The organism is Rhodothermales bacterium, assembly GCA_040221055.1.
Classification (GTDB): domain Bacteria; phylum Bacteroidota; class Rhodothermia; order Rhodothermales; family UBA10348; genus 1-14-0-65-60-17.
This window is the reverse complement of record JAVJVN010000011.1, coordinates 149038-169612: the sequence shown is the minus strand read 5'-3', so window position 1 is coordinate 169612 and position 20575 is coordinate 149038. Positions and strand designations below refer to the sequence as shown.

General features: G+C 63.6%; 18 protein-coding genes. 5 read left to right on the top strand and 13 right to left on the bottom strand.

All coding sequences use genetic code 11. The features are described 5' to 3' along the window. Positions 1-27: 27 nt before the first annotated feature. From RIE53_05415 to RIE53_05405, 3 genes are all read right to left on the bottom strand, one after another. Entirely contained in the window at positions 28-2769 is a 2742-nt protein-coding gene (locus tag RIE53_05415; protein MEQ9104116.1) for a protein kinase, read from the bottom strand. Positions 2770-2844: 75 nt separating this feature from the next. Beyond that, the gene (ric, locus tag RIE53_05410; protein MEQ9104115.1) at positions 2845-3522 is read right to left on the bottom strand and encodes an iron-sulfur cluster repair di-iron protein; all 678 of its coding nucleotides are present in this window, start codon (positions 3520-3522) and stop codon (positions 2845-2847) included. Positions 3523-3608: 86 nt separating this feature from the next. Continuing rightward, complete coding sequence (locus RIE53_05405) at positions 3609-4460, bottom strand: hypothetical protein (protein MEQ9104114.1); 852 nt, start codon at positions 4458-4460, stop codon at positions 3609-3611. Positions 4461-4688: 228 nt separating this feature from the next. On the opposite strand from RIE53_05405, the gene RIE53_05400 reads away from it, so the two are divergent. From RIE53_05400 to RIE53_05385, 4 genes are all read left to right on the top strand, one after another. After that, positions 4689-5054, top strand: a complete 366-nt coding sequence (locus tag RIE53_05400; protein MEQ9104113.1) for a hypothetical protein — start codon at positions 4689-4691, stop codon at positions 5052-5054. Then, positions 5051-5947, top strand: coding sequence for a hypothetical protein (locus RIE53_05395; GenBank protein ID MEQ9104112.1), 897 nt, complete (start codon positions 5051-5053; stop codon positions 5945-5947). The genes RIE53_05400 and RIE53_05395 overlap by 4 nt, the downstream gene beginning before the upstream one ends. Beyond that, on the top strand, positions 5947-7122 hold the full coding sequence (locus RIE53_05390; protein ID MEQ9104111.1) for a glycosyltransferase family 4 protein: 1176 nt from the start codon (positions 5947-5949) through the stop codon (positions 7120-7122). The genes RIE53_05395 and RIE53_05390 overlap by 1 nt, the downstream gene beginning before the upstream one ends. 90 nt (positions 7123-7212) lie before the next feature. Then, positions 7213-7941 (top strand): M15 family metallopeptidase, encoded by a 729-nt coding sequence (locus tag RIE53_05385; GenBank protein MEQ9104110.1) that lies wholly within the window; start codon positions 7213-7215, stop codon positions 7939-7941. Between the two features lie 3 nt (positions 7942-7944). On the opposite strand, the gene RIE53_05380 is transcribed toward RIE53_05385, so the two are convergent. From RIE53_05380 to thiO, 10 genes are read right to left on the bottom strand one after another with little or no spacing between them, the layout of a single operon-like run. After that, the gene (locus RIE53_05380) at positions 7945-8736 is read right to left on the bottom strand and encodes an SDR family oxidoreductase (protein ID MEQ9104109.1); all 792 of its coding nucleotides are present in this window, start codon (positions 8734-8736) and stop codon (positions 7945-7947) included. Beyond that, positions 8721-12227: an AAA family ATPase gene (locus tag RIE53_05375; GenBank protein MEQ9104108.1), complete on the bottom strand. Its 3507-nt coding sequence runs from the start codon at positions 12225-12227 to the stop codon at positions 8721-8723. Before RIE53_05375 ends, RIE53_05380 begins: the two co-directional genes overlap by 16 nt. Then, positions 12224-13441 (bottom strand): DNA repair exonuclease, encoded by a 1218-nt coding sequence (locus RIE53_05370; protein MEQ9104107.1) that lies wholly within the window; start codon positions 13439-13441, stop codon positions 12224-12226. The genes RIE53_05375 and RIE53_05370 overlap by 4 nt, the downstream gene beginning before the upstream one ends. After that, positions 13438-14343 (bottom strand): aminotransferase class IV, encoded by a 906-nt coding sequence (locus tag RIE53_05365; GenBank protein MEQ9104106.1) that lies wholly within the window; start codon positions 14341-14343, stop codon positions 13438-13440. Before RIE53_05365 ends, RIE53_05370 begins: the two co-directional genes overlap by 4 nt. After that, positions 14318-15670, bottom strand: a complete 1353-nt coding sequence (locus RIE53_05360) for an APC family permease (GenBank protein ID MEQ9104105.1) — start codon at positions 15668-15670, stop codon at positions 14318-14320. Before RIE53_05360 ends, RIE53_05365 begins: the two co-directional genes overlap by 26 nt. After that, positions 15667-16497 (bottom strand): bifunctional hydroxymethylpyrimidine kinase/phosphomethylpyrimidine kinase, encoded by an 831-nt coding sequence (gene thiD / locus RIE53_05355; protein ID MEQ9104104.1) that lies wholly within the window; start codon positions 16495-16497, stop codon positions 15667-15669. Before thiD ends, RIE53_05360 begins: the two co-directional genes overlap by 4 nt. A gap of 31 nt (positions 16498-16528) precedes the next feature. Then, the gene (locus RIE53_05350) at positions 16529-17146 is read right to left on the bottom strand and encodes a thiamine phosphate synthase (GenBank protein ID MEQ9104103.1); all 618 of its coding nucleotides are present in this window, start codon (positions 17144-17146) and stop codon (positions 16529-16531) included. Positions 17147-17158: 12 nt separating this feature from the next. Then, the gene (locus RIE53_05345; protein MEQ9104102.1) at positions 17159-17965 is read right to left on the bottom strand and encodes a thiazole synthase; all 807 of its coding nucleotides are present in this window, start codon (positions 17963-17965) and stop codon (positions 17159-17161) included. A 5-nt stretch (positions 17966-17970) separates the two neighbouring features. Further along, positions 17971-18177, bottom strand: a complete 207-nt coding sequence (thiS, locus tag RIE53_05340; GenBank protein ID MEQ9104101.1) for a sulfur carrier protein ThiS — start codon at positions 18175-18177, stop codon at positions 17971-17973. A gap of 10 nt (positions 18178-18187) precedes the next feature. Further along, the gene (gene thiO, locus RIE53_05335) at positions 18188-19411 is read right to left on the bottom strand and encodes a glycine oxidase ThiO (protein MEQ9104100.1); all 1224 of its coding nucleotides are present in this window, start codon (positions 19409-19411) and stop codon (positions 18188-18190) included. On the opposite strand from thiO, the gene RIE53_05330 reads away from it, so the two are divergent. Continuing rightward, positions 19410-20558, top strand: coding sequence for an FAD-binding oxidoreductase (locus RIE53_05330; protein MEQ9104099.1), 1149 nt, complete (start codon positions 19410-19412; stop codon positions 20556-20558). The two genes, thiO and RIE53_05330, sit on opposite strands and share 2 nt — an antisense overlap. Positions 20559-20575: the final 17 nt, after the last annotated feature.

Sequence of the window (20575 nt, the reverse complement as noted above, 5' to 3'; positions counted from 1 at the left end):
ACGGACCTGCCGGGCAGGAGATTCACGTCATTGACGTTCGAGTGTCGATGTCCAGTTCTGCAGCCAGACCAGGGTGGCCGGTGCGCTGTCGATGTTGCGCCAACGTACGGTACGGGCCGCCACGACAATGGATGATCCGTCCCGCGACACATCGAATCCTGCCGCGTTCCCGGTGCTCAACAAGACTTCAGCCGCTCCCAGCACATTGAACGTCGGCTGTGTACGAACCGGATATCGAACGATCATGCCGTCCTGGAACAAGAAAAGCCATTTGCCGTCGGCCGACCACCTTGGCATCTGGTTCGTGGTGCCCGGAAGACGGAACGATTGGATCCCGTCCATGGAACGAATGAATACACTGGTTGAAATGGCCCGGAGCGGTGACTGGAACGCCACGAATCGACCGTCCGGCGAGACATCTGGATAGCCGATTTCCGGCAGTCCGGATTCAATGTTCGTATTCGTTCCGTCCGCCAGATCGTAGCGATCCAGTCGGGCATTCGATGTCAAGAAACCTCTTGCAAGTACCAATTCCCGGCCATCCGGTGTCGCGATCGGGAAGGCCGCATCCTCTTCCAGGGGACGCGGGGGGGTCGAACGGTCCGTCGGCATGCGATGAATGGTGATCAGGGAGTCTTCCCCTTGGCCCGAGAACCCCATCATGTACAACGTCTGGCCATCCGGTGAGAACGACCCGTAGCCGAACAGGCCGTTGAAGGTGTATTGTATGGGCGGGTCGCCATGGACGGTCGTGGCATGGACGTCCGACCGGTCACCCGTGGCTACCCCGTAGAGGATGGACTGCTCATCCGGAGAGAACACCGGATAGAACGCGCCGCCCTCGTCCACGGTATCCAGGAAGTCAGACAGCCGCGTGATATTCCCCGATTCGACGTTGGCCAGCCACAGTACCCGCCGGCCAGCCGTACCGGAGGTGCTTTCATGTTCAATGAACAACAAATCCCCGCTGGCCGATACCGTGTACATGGACCATTCAACCGTGAGGCCATCCAGGTACACGTCCTGTGGCTGACCCGTGAACCGGCCCGTTCGGACGTCGACGGGTCGAACGACCGATGCACCGGCATCCCCACCGATCTGATAGAGCAACCACCCCCCGGCTACGAACGTGGGATTCAGGGCATTTTCCTCGATGATGTCCAGCTCCCCGGTGTCCAGATCGATCGTGAAAATTTTCGCCGATCCCGAAAATCCTCCTCCCTCGGCTCGCTGCAATTGGTGACCGAAGGCCCGCGAACTTCCCGGGATCACCGAGTATGCCACATTGCCGAAGCCATCCGGCAGTTTGGGATCTGGCACCTCAATGCGGACCGGTGGCGAGCCGTCCAGGAACCCCCGGTACAGGTCTCCCCCGCCGGGTTTGTCGTCGGTCATCACGAACTCGGTCGGAGATGTCCAGAATGCAATGCGCCCGAAATCCGTGACCCGTCGAGGCAGGCCTGCCGGAATGACCACCACCATCACTCCGTTGTTGAAGCCGTCCGTGAAGGCCAAGTGGACACCGTCAGGCGAGAAGGTCAATTGGCGGTCCCCGGATGCGGCAGATCCCTCGACGTACCGCAGGGTGCCCGTCGCCATATTGCGCAAGTATATGCCGACCTTGTCCCCGGACGATCCCTTGAACGCCAGCCACTCACCCGATGGCGACAACTCGGGAAAGCTCAGGTTTCCGACAGATCCCAGGGGTACGGAAACATTGGCGGGCCGCCGAACGGGGGCTGCCGGCCACATCAGCCACGCGACGACGGCGACCAGCACGATCCCGAAAACCAACCCGCCCAGCGCCGGGCGCCATCCGGATGCGGCTGACGACCGATTCCCCGACATGGGTGCAGCTGAAAGTGCGGGTCGGGAAGCCGAGTGAAGGCTTGCGTGCGCGGTCGAAACGTGACCCGATCCGACGTGCACGTGCTTCAGATCCACCATCAAATCCGCGCCCGACTGATAACGGTCCGCCGCATCCTTGGCCAGCAATTTCAGCGTAATCCGCTCCAGTTCCATGGGAACGCCGGTGCGAAGCGCCGTCAGGGGCTCCGGATGCTCGTTCAATATGCCGTACACTACCGCCTGTTCGTACTCGCCGCCAAACGGGAGTCGGCCGGTCACCATCTCGTACAGGACCGTCCCCAGGGAATACATGTCGCTCCGGCCGTCGACCTCTTCGCCTCGTGCCTGCTCCGGGCTCATGTAGGCCACGGTCCCCAACGTGGACCCCATCCGGGTCAGCTTGGTCGATGCCGATGTCTGGGCAAGCCCGAAGTCCAACACCTTGGCCTTTCCATCGGCCGTGAGCATGATGTTCGCGCTCTTGATATCCCGGTGGACAATGCCCTTGGCGTGAGCTGCCGTGAGCGCATCGGCCATTTCCGAAGCCAGTCGTATAGCATCGGCAAGTTTCAGGGGACCCGACCGGATCCGCTCCTGGAGCGTATCGCCCGGAATGAACTCCATAGCGATGAACGGGCGCGGCCCATCGCTGGCGTTGACCTCCGAACCGTCTGCGGCCACGGGCACGGCTTCGTCTATCTGGTAGATGGCCGCGATGTGGGGATGATTCAACGCGGCGGCCGCCTTCGCTTCCCGGTAAAACCGGGCTCTATCCTCGTCACTGGCCAGCGCCGCTGCCGGAAGGACCTTCAGGGCGACGGTCCGGTCCAGCTTCGTATCCGTGGCACGGTACACAATACCCATCCCGCCCCGACCGAGCTCGTCTTCAATGCGATACTGCGCGAGGGAGGTGCCTTTCATGGTTCAACCGGAGTGGGAGCGTGCGATATTGCACCGCAATCTACGCCGATCGCCAATAATCCACCCGGCCCCGGGCTACCCCATCAGCTTCGGAAACAGGATGTTGTTTTCCAGATGCACGTGGGCGTGCAGATCCTCCTCGAACTCCTTGAGCCCGGCGTACGCTGCACGGAATGTATTGCACGCTCCTTCGGGAGGCGTGTAGTCGCCGGACAACGCACGGATGCGGGCCATGGCCTCCCCGGCCTCGGTATGTTCCTGCTCGAGTTCGCCCAACCGCCCGCTCACATCGGCCCGGCCGATTTCCGGGAAAATGGCCTCCTCGTCCGCCATGTGGGCTTCCAGCTCATCCGCCAGCGTGCTGAAGATGTCCCGGATTTCCTGCAGTTCGGTGTAGTGGTGACCGTGGACGGCGGCCACCCGCGCCGTGAACTTGCGCAGTACGGGTACCCGCTCCCGGACGTAGGCATGGTGCTGGTTCACGATATAGTCGGCCAGGAACGATGCGGACCAGGTCGCCGCCCGAGCCGGAACGCCGGGAGCGCCGGTCTCCGATACGTTTTCAATGGCCTTCCGGAGCGTCTCGACGTCCACCTTCTTTGCGGCACAGGCCTCGGCGATGGACTTCCCTCCTCCACAGCAGAAGTCAATCCCGAACTGCTTGAACGTAATGCCGCGCCGGTAGTCCTCGGTGACTACCTCGCCAACGGTACGCAATTCGAAAGGCTTCGGGGAGACGCTGAGATCGATCATGGCTGGATGCTCGTTTGGGATTAAAGACTATTTTGTCCTTTGTTTCATCCGGGTCAACCCGGGTACGTTCATCCGGATCCGTGCAATTAGCGTGAATCCCTTTTGGTCAACGTGATCCAGCCGAAGAGGACCGCATTCAGCAATTTGTCCAACCCGGCGGACACGACCAGCATTCCGGCCAATGGCGCCTGGGGTACACTCATGGAGCCGGACAAGCCCAGACCAATACTCGTGAATATCAGCATCTGGTTGGGCAGGAACGGGATCCGTGTCAGGATGATGCTCACGGCCGCATAGGTGAACCATACCGACAGACCGATGTCGGGCATGACCACCGCCCACATCCCGATCTGGAGGACCTGCCCGAGCAGCAGGCGACCGATCTGGATCCCGAAAATCGTAGCCGCCGGCTTCAGCCTCATGCTGAAGAGGAACCGGCGGAACTTGACCCAGACCGGGATGAGAACGATCAATCCCGCCAATCCGACCAGGATCCATGTCAGGCTCTGTTTACCCAGCAATCGCTCCAGGGACAACTCCCCCACCGAGAGGAAGACCGCCAGGAGTACGATGGACACCAGCGTGGAGGACACCGAGGAAATAATGTTGTTGTCCCGGATGGTCTCGGCAATCTCCCGCTTCGACAGCCCGATCTGTTTCCGGGCCCAGTCGAAGAAATACACCTCCCCGGCATAGCCGATGACGTCACGATTGTACACCCGCTTTTTGATGAACGCCGGGAATGCGCGGACGACATCGAACCGCCACGTCACACGGTAAATGACACTCTCGGCAACCGGAAGCGAGAAATAGAGTAACAGGAACAGGATATAGAAGAGTGGATGAATCGGCAGATGCGCCAGCATCTCCCCCCAACCTATGGACGTAAGTTGCCACGCCAGCAGCCCGAGGATGGAGATCAGTAACAGAATCCGCACGAAACGGACCAAGGTCTGACCCGTGCGTGTTTTCCGGAATTCCCTCCACCGGTCCATCAACCGATGGGCGGTTTCGCGATTGGACTTGGGATGGGCGCCGGAATCAGACAATTCAACACTATGCCGTATTTGGAAAGAGCCAGGAAATGGCTTTTGGGCACCTTTGTGGTGTATGCCCTCTTGGTCGCCACGAATTTAGGGGAATTCTGGCCGTTTTCCATCTACCCCATGTTCTCCCAGGCCGGAAATACCTGGACCCGCTCCGTGGTCCGGGATGTGAGTGACGAGGACCTCCGCATGATTTCATGGGAGCCCACCACGTTCAATGCCCTGGAGGGCGAGCCCTTCGGTGTGGAGTCGCAAGGCATCAATCAGAACGATGTGGCCAATTTCGTCTCCAAGTCGGCGGTCTGGACCGATCGTCGTGTGGGCGCATTGCGTTCCTTGTTCGTGGAATCCATCCATGACCGCTCGCTGCTCGTGTACCGCGTGTCGGGCTCGCTCGGTGACGACGGGCACATTGAAACGGCCTGGCAACCCTGGATCCTGATGACGCCCGATTCGACCCTGCTGAATCCGGAGGTGGCACCATGATGGAGCGACTCATGCATACGCTGTTCCAACCGGAGCGCCGTGAAACCGCGGGTGAAATCCTGTTTTTCCGGCTGTTCGAGGCCATCATGGTGGGCTGGGCCCTGTGGTTCGGCTGGGAGTGGGGGCTTTACATTCCGAACATCCAGGATGTCGTTCTGCCACTTGGATTGGCCCGCGTCGTGGACATCTCCTTCATGTTCGACAATGGGTTGTCCATTGCGAATGCCATTCTCATGTCCGGTGCGGCCATTGCCGGATACGCACGCATGAGCCGCTACGGCTATGCGCTGCTCATTGCCCTCTTCCATCTGCAGTACGTGTCCCGGTACAGCCTGGGCGAGATCTCATATGGCTCGAACGTCGTCGGGCTCACCGTCCTGGCACTGGGCGTGGCGTTCGTGGCGTTCCGTCAGGAAAAGGAGGCACGCCGGTTCGCCCTCGGGATCATCCTGTTCTTCCTCGGCTTCGGGTATACTACGGCGGCGTTCAGCAAGTTGATCGCGTCCGGACCCTTCTGGATTGACGGCGCACACCTCTGGATGTGGATCCAGGAACGGGCCGTGGATGTGCTTGGCAAATCCGGCGAGTATGACCTGAACTGGGCCCAGCAACTCATCCTGGACAACCGATGGCTGGGGACGCTCATCCTGGGCTTCGGTCTCTTGGCGGAGCTCTTCGGCGTCATGCTCATATCGCCCCGGTGGCGCCCCTACATCATGACGGTGCTGATTGTCATGCATGTGGGTATACTGGTGACCATGCGCATCAATTTCCCGGCCAACAACATGATCCTGATCCTGCTGGCGTATCGCTGGTCGGACGGTATTGACTGGCTCCTGCGATCCGTGCGCCTGGATCAACGCGCCATTGTCCGCCGGCTGACCTCGTCCTGATGCACGTTCTGCTGGTCACCCAGGATTTTCCCCCGGACGTGGGTGGCACGCAGACGTGGTCGGCGGAAATCGCCCGGGGACTCGTGCGCGAGGGACACGCCGTTACCGTCGTCTGTCCGGCGCTTTCCGGGGATGCGAGCGTGGATGCGTCGTTCCGTGATGCCGGAGTCCGGGTTGTTCGGGTGGCCGCGACGTACGATGCGTTCCCGCTGCGTGCGCGCCGCCAGCTCCGGTCCCTTTTGGCCACGGCCAGTCCGACGCACGCTCCTCCGGATGTCGCCCTTGCCGTGGCATGGCCCGCTGCACTCGCGCTTCGTCTGGCGGGTGCCGGTTCGTCGCGCCGGGTTCCGGTCGCCCTGGCCGTCCATGGCCGGGAATTGTTGCTGGAGCCGTTGGGCTTTCCCGGTGGGCGCTTGTTGTATGATCGGCTTCGGAGATCGGCGGTCCGCAGTGCCGATCGGTTCGTGCCCGTCAGTCACTACTCTGCTTCCCTGTTGGAACCGTACGGCGTCCCGGACTCTTCCGTTCATGTGGTCAACAACGGAACAGATCCCGAGGTGTTTTCGCCGGCCCGGGAGGCCGATCAGCAGGCTCTGCGGGACGAACTGGGCATCGGAAACCGCCCCATGATCCTGTCCGTGTGTCGTCTGGTAGGCCGGAAAGGCGTGGATACCGTCATCCGGGCCTTGCCCCGGGTGCTGGAAGCCGTGCCGGACGCGGTCTACGTTGTTGCCGGTGATGGCCCGGATGCCAACGCCCTGGAGGCCCTGGCGCGCGGGGAGGGCGTCGAGGCGCAGGTGGTGTTCGCCGGCCGGCTGCCGTGGAATCGCCTTCGTGCGTGTTATTCCGCAGCCCAGGTATTTGCCCTCCCCGCGCGCCAGGCCGATCCCGATGTGGAAGGCTTCGGTATCGTTTTCCTGGAGGCCAACGCCTGCGAAACGCCGGTCATCGGTGCGCTGACCGGCGGCATACCCGACGCCATCGCCGAAGGAGAAAGCGGCGTGCTGGTCCCGCCGGACGACCCGGTTGCGCTGGCCGACGGGCTCATCCGACTGCTCTCGGACCCCGAATACGCGAACCGGATGGGCCGGCAGGGCCGGCAGCGTGTCGTGGACGGATTCACGTGGTCCCATGCCGCCGGACGGATAGCCCGTATATTGGAAGGGATGGGCTGAGTGGCCTGTTACCGCCCATGTTCGTCCATTCCGATACCAATAACGCCACCCCGGGCTGCCTTCCCTGCCTGGATCCCGGGTCCCCCGCCCATGAAATATCTCCCGAAGCGCCTCCTGTTCATTCCTTTCTTGCTGCTCTGCTTGCTCTCCGCCTGCGCGGGTGAGGGTGAGGCACCAGCCTCCAGCTCTGAATCCACTGAATCAGCCTCGGACAACCCGTTAGTCGCCCTCTCCACGGTTGCACCCGGCGTCATCCACGACCTGCGTTACCTGACGAACGAGAATTTCCTGGGCCGACCCGTCGCGGGGTACGTCGACCCGGTCTGCCTGCTGACGCCGGAGGCCGCGGCTGGACTGGCCCGAGCCCAGGCACTGGCCGAGGCCCGCGGCCTCACCCTGCAGGTGTTCGACTGCTATCGTCCCCAGACGGCCGTGAACGACTTCATGGCCTGGGCGGCCGACCCGGCCGATACCCTCATGCGGGCCGCCTACTACCCGCGTGTGCCCAAGGACAGCCTGTTTGCCCAGGGATACATTGCTGAACGGTCCGGACATTCCCGCGGCAGCACGGTTGACCTGGCCCTGGCCCGCGACGGTGTGCTGCTGGATTTCGGGACGCCGTACGACTATTTCGATGTGGTGTCCCACACGGCGGACGCGTCCATCACCGCCCAGGCCCGTGCCAATCGGGACCTGCTGGTCGACATCATGGGCGAGGCCGGATTCACCAACTATGCCGCCGAGTGGTGGCACTACACCCTGAACGCCGAGCCGCATACCGGCACGTACTTCGACCTGCCCGTCATTGCGCCCATGTAAGGTCTACCAGACCGTGCGGCTCTTTCCGCCGTCCACCATGAGGGTGGCGCCGGTGATGTAGGAGGCCGCATTGGACAGCAGGAATGCGCCCGCGTCACCGAACTCGCGGGGCGTACCATACCGGCCCATGGGGATGGCCGCCTGGCGAGAGCGGGCATATTCTTCAACCGGAATGCCGAGGGACTCGGCCTTGTAGGCATCGTTGGACTGGATCCGGTCCGTATCCACCATGCCCGGGACGAGATTGTTGATGCGGATGCCCTCCGCCGCCAGATCGGCCGACAGGCTTTTGACCAGGCTCACGACGCCCGACCGGAACACATTGGACAGCAACAGGATGTCGATGGGCTCCTTGATGGAGGACGAGGTGACGGTCACTATGCTCCCGCTTCCCTGCTCCCGCATGACCGGGAGCACGGCGCGGATCATGCGCACCGCGCTCATGAGCGTGAGTTCGAATCCAGCCTGCCAGTCGGCGTCGTCAAAATCATCGAACTTGCCGGGCTTGGGACCTCCTGCGTTCACCACCAGGCCGTCTATCCGACCGAACCGTTCCCGCGTGGCCTGCGCCCAGGCCTGGATGGACGCGCCAACGGTGGCATCCATCACGTACCCCTCCGCTTGCACGCCATGGGTCCTGGACACCTCGGCGGCCGCTGCGGTGATGTCGGCGGCCGTCCGGCTGGCCATGGAGACGCGAGCACCGGATGCGGCCACCGATTCCGCAATACCGCGTCCGAGCCCCTTGCTGGAGGCGGCAACCATGATGACGTGGTCCTTCAGTCCGTAGTCCATAGCAGGTGTACAATCCGATCGATGGTTTCAGGGGGGACCTCCTGATGCCGGGCAAGCAGTTGGATACGCGCTGCGTCGGCACCCAGGGGGGCTGCCGGGTCAAGATAGTCGTGATCCAGGAGCCAGTCCCGGAGTTCCGTGATTTTCGCCTTGTGGAATCGGCTTACCTCCCCTGCCTCCAGTCCTGCCAGCACGCGGGACGCCTCACCACCCACGCGTCGGGCAAGGTCCGTTGCGGATTCCATATGGGTCGCCGATACGGCCCCACTCGCTTCCAGCACACTCCGGTCCACCGGACGTCCGCGTCCCCTACGCCACAAATCAACCGCATCCTTCAGCACGGCAATCCGGGCACGGACACCCGCCCGGAAAGCATGGGCCTCGGCAGCGTTGTCCGCATCCAGGCTCGCCATCGGTGAATGGGTCCCGTCCAGCGTTTCCCATGCGTGAACGGTGTCCACGCGGGCACGGAGCAAGGCGTACAGTTGCTGCGTGTCTTCCACCACGTGCCCGATATGCTCCTGGCCCGGGGCGCGGGTCAGTGGCTCCAGTCCGGGCACGCCCAATACACGGAGATAGTCGGCGTGGGAGTGATGGCCGGGCGCAGGCAGATCACGCTCCACGGGTTCGCGCGGCGCAGGCAGCGGAGACCGCCGGGCTGCCTCCAGGTTGCGGACATCCGCCAGATCAATCCGTGTCCAGTCCCCATCCGAAAACCCGCCGTGCTGTGAAATGCGTTCCGTCCACTTGGAGAGTTCGTCTGACTGGGCGGTGAAGTAGAAGATCTGCCGCCCGTCTACGGCCAATTGCAGCAGCGTGTCAATGATGGTCCGGGCGCGGTCGTCGTCGCTCGTGCCCAACGCTTCGTCCACGAGCAGGGGCAGCGCCAGGGGTTCCTCGTGCTCCAGGAATGCCACGCGGACGGCCATCAAAACCTGCACCCGTTCTCCCACCGAAAGGTGACCCATGGAGCGGGCTACCCCCGAATCGGATTTGGCTACCATCCGCGGGGTTTCGGAGGTCAAATCCACTTCCAGGCGCAGTGCTCCGGACGTGAAGCGGGCCAACAGGTCCTGTGCCCGGCTGAACACGGCCGGTATTGAACGCTTCATGGCTTCTGTCCGGACGTGCTCCGCCACCACCTGACCGGCCAGCTGTTGCCGGGCCTCATGACGCAGGGCCTGGAGCTGGCCCTGCACGGCATCCCGCTCTTCCAGCGCGCGTGTCAGTTCGTAACCTTGTCGGGCATGTTCGATGTTCGTTCGGATCGTGGTGCGTTTCTCGCGCAGCCCCTCGGCGCCGGCAACCAACTCCTCCAGCCCGGATTCGCGTGCTTTCAGGTCGGCCAGCGTCAGGGACTCGAGGGCTTCCCCTTCTGTGTCGGCCGTGCCGGTCGCGATGGCTTCGGCAAAACGCGCACGGGCATCCGCAAGCAGCCCTTCCCGCTTCATATGCTCCGTGGCCACGCTTCCGTACGCCTCGAACTGTTCCAGCAGTCTGTCCAGTTGCCAGGCCGTATCGCCATCGAGCCCTACCCGGGACAGCAGGTCCGATTCTTCCTCACGCCACTTGGCCAGGGCCGGCCGCACCCGAACCTCCAACGCCTCCCGGGCATCCTCCAGGTCCTTCTTCCGGGAATTCCACTCGGCCGTACGCTTGGCCAAGCTGTTGACCGCGGCGACCGCATGGTCGGAATCGACCAGCGGACCATCCAGGAACCGACCCATACTTCCGTTCAGTCGCTCCAGGAGTGCATTCCGTTCCTTTGTGACGGCGGCAAGCGTCCCTTCTGAGCGGGCCAACTCCTCCCTGGCCTTGTCCACGATGACCATGCGCTGCGCCAGCGTGCCCAGCCAGGCGGCATCTTCCATGTGATCCTTGACGCGAAGTCCGGAGTCCGCCTCCAGCTGATTTGTGCGCCCGGACAGGCGTGAACGCTCGTGCTCCAACTGCCGTGCCTGATCGTCCAACGCATCCAGCCGCGAGTGTGCTGCACGGGCAATGTCCTGTCCGGCCTTTGCCTCGCCGAGCCGGTTATACAGGGCCAGCACGGACTCCTCGGTCCACTGCGGCGCATCCAGTGAAACGCCTTCCCGGCGCCACTCGGTCTCCACATACGCCCGGCTGGCTGTCGGGTCCGTCCCTGCCCGATTCCACAGGTACAACGCGACCGGAATCAGCACTCCCAATCCGAACAAGGGCGAAACGAGCCAGGCCAGAACAAGGCAAGCGATGGTCAACAGGATCAACGCGACCATCAGGGGCATGGACCATCCGGTGTCCGGTGCCGATCGCAACCAGCGGGCCAGGATGCGCTGCGCCAGGTCCAGTGCGGCGGGATCCGGATCCATCAGCCTGCCTGCACCGGAATTCCGGTCCGAGTCCAACAACCGTTCGATCATGGACCGCTGGGCGTCAAGGCCCAGCACCCGGACGTGATGGGATGCCCACTCCTTCCACAGTTCATTCCAAGCGTGGGCATGCTCCCGCTCCAGCACTCCTCCCTCAGGATGGGAACCGACCTCACTGATGACAGACCAGGCTTTGTCCAGCACGGTACGGGAATCTGATACCGCTCCGGCGGCCTCGCTCCGGCGCCGTTCCAGGTCCTCGAGCCGTCGGGCCCCCGAAATCCAGGACTCCAGGTCGGCGTCCGACGGCGGCTGTTCATCGAAGCCCGATTGCTTGATGGCGTTGTGCGCACGAGCACGGGCCTGGTCGAGCTTGGCTTCCTCCACCTCAAGTCGTCCGATTTCTTCCCGGATCCGGGCCAGGTCCCGGGATTCAGACCCACGCAGTGTCCGAACCGCATCGGGATACTCCGCCATGCGCCGCTCCAGGACATCCAATTCCTCCTGGTGGGTCTTCACCACACGTGCCAGCCGGACCGCCTGCAGTTCCGACTCCGCCGCCTCCGTCTTCCGGATGGCTGCATCCAGATCGGCCAATCGGTCCTCATCTGCAGCCAGTTCCCGTTGCCGCCCCAAAGCCTCTCGAACCGCCTTTTCTGCCGCGTTCAGCGCTCTTTCCAGTTTCAGTGGGCGCGTTGGACCCGTAGACCACCTGAGCCGCGCTTCCGCGCCGGCAAGGTCAACGCCTCCCATGGCATCGCGGACCAGTCGTTGGACGAATTCCGATTCCGAATCTGTTTCTGCCACCACCATATCGTGCAGGGCCAACAGGTAGCGCCCGCGGCGCTCGGCAGGTCCCACGTCTGGCATGACCGACGCCCTGGTCGGGTAACCGCCTTCGATATCCACGGTGACCGAAGCCCCGTCATGCTCCCATTCGGCGTGAAGGAACGCACTTTCGAGGTCCCGGGCCGATGGCCAGAGGGTCTGGCGGATGGCCAGCGCAAGGGTGCTCTTTCCCGAACCATTGGGGCCGGATATCAGGTTCAAGCGGGGCGCCAGGTCCCGGACGGTGAACGATTCCCCACTCGAAATACCCCGAGCCCGGAGCACCTCGATCTGCTTCAATCGGATGCTCATCGCAGGACCTCCGACAGCAGCACGGCAGCGGCCTCGCGAACATAATCTTCCAGTTCCTGCTCCGACAGCCCGGACATCCCGGCATCCCCGGAGTTCGCCAACCGGCGCCGGAGCGCGTCCAGTACGTGGTCGGGGATGGCCTCGGTCGTCAACGCCAGGAGCTCGCCCTGGACCGTTTGCGTTCCCGACCAAGCATCGGTTTCGAGCGCCGGAAGCACCCGGTCTGTCCACCGGTCCATCCGCACCTGGACGCCCTTTTCAGTGTATCCGTCCGGCGTCTCGACGAGCGATTCCATCCGCTCCCTGATGGCCTTATGGAATTCGGAGCGACCGGTCAGCACCGGGCGCACGGACACGATGTCGGGGCTGCTCCCGCAGCGTTCCCGGATATCCGCCACGAAGCGTCCCAGGACGCGGCGCAGATCCTGCTCGGGATCGGTCCAGTCCGACACGTCAACGTCAATCTGATCGTACCAGACCGACGAGCCCAGTACCTGCCGGGGCCGCCCCAGGCGACCATCGACCACGTCCACCATCCAGGGCCCATGAAGTCCCCTCTCCCCGGGATCCATGGCCTGGGGCGAGCCTGGATACAACACCCAGGGCACGTCGCCCGACAGGGACGGAACGTGGATGTGCCCCAGCAGCCACGCATCCACGGAAGCCCGCGACAGGGTATCCAGCGACAACGGAGCGTACATCGAACCGGTCACTCCCAGATCCCCGTGGATCATACCAAGAACCGGCTGGTCACCGGGGCGCGAAAACGGGTACGCGGCTACCGGATCTTCCCGCACGTACTGTGACGGAAACGACCATCCGTCGACCGCAAGTGCCGGCTTACCGTCGGCATCCTCAATCGTGGTGCGCTCCCACCGGCCGCCTTCCCCGAGCAGCCGGAATACGGTCCCGGGCAGATTCCGGGCCAACCTCGGAAACACCTCGTGGTCGTGGTTGCCCGACACGGCCAGGGTCAACACGCCCGCCTTGCCGAGCCGTTCAATCCCCTCCTCAAGCGGCCCCACGGACTCCCAGTACCTGTTTTCCCCGTCCACGATGTCGCCACTCAGACACACCACACGAACGCCCTCGCGAATGGCCAGGTCGACCATGCGCTCCCATGCGGCGACGGTCCTGTGCACGGACGCACCGTCCTCGCCGGTACGCGTGGAGGCGCGACCCAGATGAATATCCCCGGTAAGCAGCAGTTTCATGGTGACAGGATAGGGTACCCGGTGTGCAGTACGGCTTCATGGTACAGGGCGGACAACCGGGCCGTGACCGGTCCCGGCTCACCTGTCCCGATGACCCGCCCGTCCAGACGCGTTACGGCGGCCAGTTCCCCCATGGTCCCGGAACAGAACATTTCGTCGGCCCGGTACGCGTCCGTCGTAGACACCCGTTCCACCCGGGTCATAACCCCGTGCTCGGCACACAGCTCCAGGACGGTCTGCCGGGTGATGCCTTCCGGACACGCATCCGTCCGCGACGTCCACACCACGCCGTCCCGGACCAGGAATACGTGCGTCCCGTTCGCTTCGGCAATGAAGCCCTCCTTGTCCAGCATGAGCGCCGAATCGGCCCCGGCCACATTCGCCTCGATCTTGGCCAGGATGGACGGCAGCAGATTGTTGTGGTGGATCTTGGGGTCCAGGCAGTCAGGCGGGAACCGCCGTACGGACGATGTGATCATGGACAGCCCGCCCTTGTCGTAGACCGGCGCCTTCCATTCGGCAAGCACGATCACCGTCGGGCCGGACGTGTTCAACCGGGGATCCATGCCGGACGTGGTTTTCGTACCGCGCGACACTGTCAGCCGGATGTGGACGCCATCGTCCATGCCGTTGGCCTCCAACGTGCGTCGAAGCGCTTCGATCAGGGCCGACTTCGATGGAATCTCCTGGAACGCCAACGCCTTGGCAGACCCCACCAGCCGGTCCAGGTGCTCCTCCAGCCGGAAAATCCGGCCTTTGTACAGCCGCAGTCCCTCCCAAACACCGTCACCCCCCTGGACCAGGCTGTCGAATGGACTGATACCGGCCTCATCCCTGTGCAGGAGACGGCCGTTGATGTTCACGATGAGATCCCGGTTACGGGGATCGGTCTTCTGGAGCATGGTTGCGCGAAAGCCAAAAATAGGATACCGGAATACCGGTCAGGACCATCATCAGATCCACGAACGACTCCCGCCATTGGAAGACCGCCCGGAAAACCAACAGTCCGACCACGCCCACAAGATAGCACGCGGGCAGCACCGGCCAGAAGGGCACCCGGAAGATCTTCCCGTTCTCCTCCTCGTCGTCCTCGCCCACGTGCTCGCGCCTGAATTTGAACAGGGCCAAGGTCGTCATGGTGTAGAAGATCAGGATGGCAAATACCATTCCGGCCGCGATCGTCTCGAATTCACTGCGGGCCACGAGAATGACCCCACCCCACACGGCATGGGCCACCACGGCCCGGGAGGGCGTCCGGAAGCGGGGATGGATGTAATCAAAGGAGCGGAAAAGCAGACGGTCACGCGCCATGGCGTAGTACACCCGACTCGACGACAACATGGTTCCGTTGATGGAGGATACGGCCGATACGATGGCCAGGATGGCGATGGCCGATGCGCCGAGCGGCCCCAGCATCTCCTGCGCCACGGCCGCCGCCGGAATGGTGGTGGCCCGGAGCGCCTCCATGCCGAGGACGTAGTGGTAAATGCTGATTGTGGTGACGTAAACGCCGATCACGATGCCCAGACCTATCATCATGGACCGCGGAATGATCTGACGCGGATTGGTCATTTCTCCGGCCACGTACCCGACGCGATCGAACCCCGTGTGCGTAAACACGATCAGCATGAGCGCGGGAATGAGGCGGGACAGGAACCCCCCGTCGCCGAGCGGCGCGGCAACGGAGTGCAATTGGCTCTCGCTGCCGCCCAGCAGGACCGCGAACAGCAGCGCAAACAGCACCAGTCCACCCACCTTCATGACCGTCGTGGCCCGCTGGAACAGGGCCGACCATCGGACATCCATGTAATTGAAGACGCCCAGCAGGGCAATGATGCCCAGGGCGACCATCGTATGCCGCGATCCCGGCAACGGCACGAAGAACGCGATGTAATCCGCGGCTACGATGGCGAGGCCCGCGGCGGGGCTCGTCCGGATGATGAACAACTGGGCCCAGCCGAACAGGAATCCGGCCCGGCGACCATACGCGTGCCGGATATAGGCATATTCGCCACCCGTAGTGGGCATACGGGAGCCCAGTTCGGCGTAAATCAGGCCACCGGTGAACACGAACAGCGAGACCACCAACCAGGTGGCGACAACGCCCGTGTACGATCCGAAATACCCGGCAATCAGGTACGGGGTCGAGTAGATTCCCGATCCGATGGTGATGCCGATGAGGAGGGCAACCCCGTCAAAGGTGGTGAGCGCCTTGCGGAGTTCGGTCATCCGTATGGAAAGGTGGCGTTCTCCCGGAAAAAGTAGAAGTGGTCCACCGGTCCGTGGCCGGAGCCCATGGCGAGGCCATGACGGATGGCTTTCGTCACGTAGAGTTTTGCGCGGGCCACGGCCACATCCAGGGCCAGACCGCGGGCCAGACCGGCGGCGATGGCCGATGCGTACGTGCAACCCGTACCGTGTGTGTGCTTGGTGTCCACCCGGGCTTCCCTGAACAGATGCAGGTTCGTTCCGTCGTACAGCACGTCAACCGCCTCGGTCTCGTGCTCCAGATGACCGCCCTTGACCAGCACCGCCTTGGCGCCCATTTCGTGGATGATACGGGCTGCCCGGCGGGCATCGGCAATGGAACGGATGGGACCCAGTCCCGTGAGCCGGGACGCTTCCAGGGCGTTCGGGGTGACCAGCGTGGCCAGGGGAAACAACTCGTTCCGAAGGGCTTCCACGGCGTCCTCCCGCAACAGGTTGTACCCGCTCTTGGAGACCATGACCGGGTCCAGCACGAAGGATTTCACGTTCCAGTGCCTGAGACGCTCGGCGACCGTCGATATGATTTCCGACGAACTCAGCATTCCGGCCTTCACGGTCCGGACCGCCAGGTCGCTCATGACCGCATCGATCTGGTCGGCAATCACGGACACCGGCAGTTCGAAAACGCTCGATACCGACGTGGTATTCTGCGCCGTGATGGCCGTGACGACACTGGCGGCAAACGCGCCATTGGCCTGCATGGCCTTGATGTCCGCCTGGATGCCGGCACCTCCCCCGGAGTCACTTCCGGCTATCGTAAGCGCTATGGGCGGAACAGCATGGACCATGGATTTCAACGTGGAAAGTGTGGAGGATGGATCAGCGGGGGACAACGCGAAGATACTCTGAAACCGCCTCGCGAATGTTCATGGCGCCCATGATTCCGAAATGCGTGGCCACGCCGTGGGCACCGGCCGTCAGGCACCCGGTCACGTGTTCCGGCATGATGCCGCCCATGGCCATCACCGGGATGTCCGGCACCGACGAACAGACCGTTCGGAGCAGTTCCAGACCCCACCCTTTCTTGCCGGGATGGGTCGGTGATTCGTACACCGGACTGAAAATGACATACTTGGCTCCGTCCCGCGACGCATCGACGGCCTCGAAGCGGGAGTGCACGGAGGCGCCGACCAGTGCATCGTACCCCAGGATGTTCACTCCTTCCGAAACCGAAACGCCATGGAATCCGGTGTGCAGGGGCAATCCCATGGATTCGCACACGGCAATCCGGGAATTGATGGAAATCAGGAGTCGCGGGTTTATCCGCTGCAATTCGGCCACCAAACGACCCGCAGCATGTTCGAACACGTCGGTCCGGGCACTGTGGTCCCGGAGCTGGATCCAGGGCACACCGAATTCCGCGGCGCTGCGGACCTTGGCGTACACGTCATCGCGCGTAAACCCGTCCGCGATGAGCATCAATCGAGGCAGGTCCATGGGGCATCCTCGTCAGGCGGTTTCTATGCGCCCCTCCGGACTGGAAGAGGCTTTCGCATAATAACGCTTGGGCACCCGTCCCGCCAGCCACGCCAGACGCCCCGCTTCCACAGCATGCCGCATGGCTGCCGCCATCCGTACGGGATGCTTCGCCTGCGAAATGGCCGTGTTCAGCAGTATGCCGTCATAACCCAGTTCCATGGCCAGCGCCGCATCGCTTGCCGTCCCGATACCGGCGTCCACGAGCAACGGGATATCGGGCAGCAATTCCCGGATGAGGGACAGGTTGTAGGGGTTCACAAGTCCCATTCCGCTGCCGATGGGCGAGGCCAACGGCATGACCGCGGCGCATCCCATGTCTGCGAGTTTGCGGCACGTCACGGGATCGTCGTTGGCATACGCCATCACGGTGAATCCGGAATCGATCAGTTCGCGGGCTGCCTTCAGCAATTGTTCCGTATCGGGCATGAGCGTTTCGTCGTCGCCGATGACCTCCAATTTGATGAGGTCCGTTTCCAGTGCTTCCCGGGCCAACTCGGCCACCAGGACCGCTTCGCGGGCCGTATAACAGCCGGCCGTATTGGGCAGCAGGTCCACCGGCAACGAGGCCAGCAGGTCCATGAAGTCCTCCCCGCCCCGGTCATTCAGGTTCACGCGACGCACGGCCACGGTTATGAGCTGGGTCCCCGAGGCCTCGATGGCTTCCATCATGACCGAGGGATTCGGGTAGCCACTCGTCCCGACCAGAAGGCGCGACGTCAGGGAGAGCGGTCCAATGCGCAGGATTTCGCTGGCGTCGGAAAGCAAATGGTCTTGCATGGTGTTCAGCCTCCCTGCCGTGCAGTGACGATTTCCACCCGGTCCCCGTCGGAAAGCCGGATGTCGGTCCATTTGGAACGTGGGGCGACCCGGTCATTGACCGCCACCGCAATCCCCTTGGCCGTGTCCATGCCCTCGCGCTCAAGGAACGCCGCCAAAGCCACGTCGTCCTCCGAAAGGGTTCGCCATTCTCCGTTCACTGAAAGTTTCATGCTGCTGGATTCAGGATGCTGAGTGCGTGAAGCGCGTGGGGTCGAACGGCGCCAGGAGTGCGGGAAGCGTACCGCCGGTGAGGGCATTCGCCGCCGCGTGCGCCGTGGCCGCCGACAGCATGATACCATGCCGATAGTGTCCGGTTGCCACGAACAGACCCGGCGTGGTCGACCAGCCGATCATGGGTTGATGATCCCGGCTTGCGGGACGCAGACCCACGTCAATACCCAGGACCGGCAGATCCATGATACCCGGGACGAGTTCCCATGCGCCATCCAGGATGGACCACATTCCGCCAGCCGTCACGTCCAGGTCGAAACCCATCTCCTCATTGGTGGCCCCGACTATCAGCCGACCGTCGGATCGGGGCACCAGGTAGGCCCGCTTGCCACGCACGACGTGTTTGAGCGAGAAGGGTGCCTGCATGTGCAGTTCCAGGATCTGCCCTTTTACCGGCCGTACGGGCGGCCTGGCGACATCGGGCAGGCCGGGAATGTCGCGCGACCAGGGTCCCGCGGCCAGCACGATCTGCTCGGCCGACATGGATTCGAGCTGCTCTTCCTTGTCTTCGGCGCCATCCTTGCCTCGCGTCCCGAACCAGACTTCCGGTGGCCCGCTGCCGAACCGGACCTCCCGGACCGGCGCGTTTTCGCGGACCGTCCCCCCGCGCGCCCGGATGGCCGCCTCGAGCGCTTGCAGAACGGCACGGTTGTCCACCGCATGATCCTCCTTCGCGAACATGGCCGCAGCAATGTTCGGCGACAGGAACGGTTCGATATCCAGGGCCTCGTCGCGCGTCAACCAGGAAACGTCGAAATCGTGTTCCCGCTGGAATTCGTACGCACGGCGCATGCCCGCTGCGGCATCCCGGTCCCTGGCCGCCACGATCGTTCCGTGGGCGCGGTAGTCCACCGGCAGGCCGCTGTCCTGCTCCAGTTCGCGGGCAAACACGGGCCAGCGACGGACCGAGTCCGCGCAGAACGCATACAGATCGAATTCCTCGAATCCCAACTCGGCGACCGCGGCCAGCATGCCCGCCGCCGCCCGCGAGGCGTGCAATCCGACGTGATCGCGCTCCAGTACGACGACCGATTGCCCCCGCCGGACGAGTTCCCAGGCAATGGACAGGCCAATGATGCCGCCGCCGATGATTATGGTCTGCGTCTTTTGCATGCGTACCGTAACGTAAGGATGTCCATTGACGTTGTCCCGCTCCTCCACCCGTGTGGCCATGAATTGTTCGTTCGATACGCTCGTCGTCGGTGCCGGACTGGCCGGTGCCTGCGCGGCGGCCGAGTTGGCCCGCCACGAGCGGGTCCTGCTGGTCGATGCGTCGCACCCGGCCGCAGGCGCCTCCGGCGTCGGGGCAGGTCTCGCCAGTCCGCTCATGGGCCTCCGGTCGCGCCCCCCGTGGCGCGTGCGGGAGGCGCTTCCGGCCCTGGATCGCCTCATTGATGCCGCCGACTTCCGGCCCCACGTCCGATCCGGCCTGCTGCGCTCGGCCATGACACCCCAGCAAGCCGAGGACTGCCGGAAGTCTGCCGAGGAGTTCCCGGATATGGCCCGGTGGCATGCGGAGCCCTTGACCGGAGAAACGACCGATCCAACCGACACGAAGGGATGGTCCTTCGTACGCGCCCCTTTCGGGCTCCTGGACATCTACGGCGGAATGACCCTGTCCATCCCGGAGTTCGTGGACGCCGTCGTCCGGCTGGCCGTCCGGCGAGGGGCGGTCACCCGGTTCCCGGCCCGGCTCCGCCGGTGGCACGCGTCGGCCGGGGCCGACGCGTGCGTGACCGCCCACTTCGCCGACGGCGCGCCGGTGGTGGCCCGCCGCATGCTGCTCGCGTTGGGCGGCGGAATGCTGCCCCCGTGGTGTGGGGAACTCATGCGCGGGCAGTTGCCGCGTCTGCACCTGCACGCCGTGAAGGGACAATCGGTCCGTGTCGCACGCCCCGCCGGGCTCCCGCCCGCCACGGACGCCGCGGCAATGCTCCCCTCACTGTCCGGCGCCGGCTACATCGTGGACGAAGGCGACACCTTCTTCGTCGGCAGTACCTATGAACACACCTTTTCCCACATGGAGCCCGACGTGGACATGGGCGACGCCCTCCTGGACCGGGCCATCACCATGATGCCGTCGCTGGCCGGGTCGCCGGTCGTGGAGCGCCTGGCAGGCTGTCGCGCCACAGTCCCGGGCATCCGGCTCCCCATGGTGGGTCCATTGCCCGGCACACCCGGAGTCCACGTCTTCACGGGGCTCGGATCGAAGGGTTTGATCCTCGCCCCGCTGCTCGCGGAAGAAATTCCTCATTATTTTCGCCATCCGGAAGCGATTCCGGAAGAAATCCGGGTTGCCGTCCGGCCCCGAAACCGCTAACATGCAGGTTCCGATCG

Coding starts and splice junctions, on each gene's coding strand:
- RIE53_05415 (MEQ9104116.1), bottom strand. CDS start 2,769: ATGAAAGGCACCTCCCTCGCGCAGTATCGCATTGAAGACGAGCTCGGT.
- ric (MEQ9104115.1), bottom strand. CDS start 3,522: ATGATCGATCTCAGCGTCTCCCCGAAGCCTTTCGAATTGCGTACCGTT.
- RIE53_05400 (MEQ9104113.1), top strand. CDS start 4,689: ATGTTCTCCCAGGCCGGAAATACCTGGACCCGCTCCGTGGTCCGGGAT.
- RIE53_05395 (MEQ9104112.1), top strand. CDS start 5,051: ATGATGGAGCGACTCATGCATACGCTGTTCCAACCGGAGCGCCGTGAA.
- RIE53_05390 (MEQ9104111.1), top strand. CDS start 5,947: ATGCACGTTCTGCTGGTCACCCAGGATTTTCCCCCGGACGTGGGTGGC.
- RIE53_05385 (MEQ9104110.1), top strand. CDS start 7,213: ATGAAATATCTCCCGAAGCGCCTCCTGTTCATTCCTTTCTTGCTGCTC.
- RIE53_05380 (MEQ9104109.1), bottom strand. CDS start 8,736: ATGGACTACGGACTGAAGGACCACGTCATCATGGTTGCCGCCTCCAGC.
- RIE53_05375 (MEQ9104108.1), bottom strand. CDS start 12,227: ATGAGCATCCGATTGAAGCAGATCGAGGTGCTCCGGGCTCGGGGTATT.
- RIE53_05370 (MEQ9104107.1), bottom strand. CDS start 13,441: ATGAAACTGCTGCTTACCGGGGATATTCATCTGGGTCGCGCCTCCACG.
- RIE53_05365 (MEQ9104106.1), bottom strand. CDS start 14,343: ATGCTCCAGAAGACCGATCCCCGTAACCGGGATCTCATCGTGAACATC.
- RIE53_05360 (MEQ9104105.1), bottom strand. CDS start 15,670: ATGACCGAACTCCGCAAGGCGCTCACCACCTTTGACGGGGTTGCCCTC.
- thiD (MEQ9104104.1), bottom strand. CDS start 16,497: ATGGTCCATGCTGTTCCGCCCATAGCGCTTACGATAGCCGGAAGTGAC.
- RIE53_05350 (MEQ9104103.1), bottom strand. CDS start 17,146: ATGGACCTGCCTCGATTGATGCTCATCGCGGACGGGTTTACGCGCGAT.
- RIE53_05345 (MEQ9104102.1), bottom strand. CDS start 17,965: ATGCAAGACCATTTGCTTTCCGACGCCAGCGAAATCCTGCGCATTGGA.
- thiS (MEQ9104101.1), bottom strand. CDS start 18,177: ATGAAACTTTCAGTGAACGGAGAATGGCGAACCCTTTCGGAGGACGAC.
- RIE53_05330 (MEQ9104099.1), top strand. CDS start 19,410: ATGAATTGTTCGTTCGATACGCTCGTCGTCGGTGCCGGACTGGCCGGT.
- thiO (MEQ9104100.1), bottom strand. CDS start 19,411: ATGGCCACACGGGTGGAGGAGCGGGACAACGTCAATGGACATCCTTAC.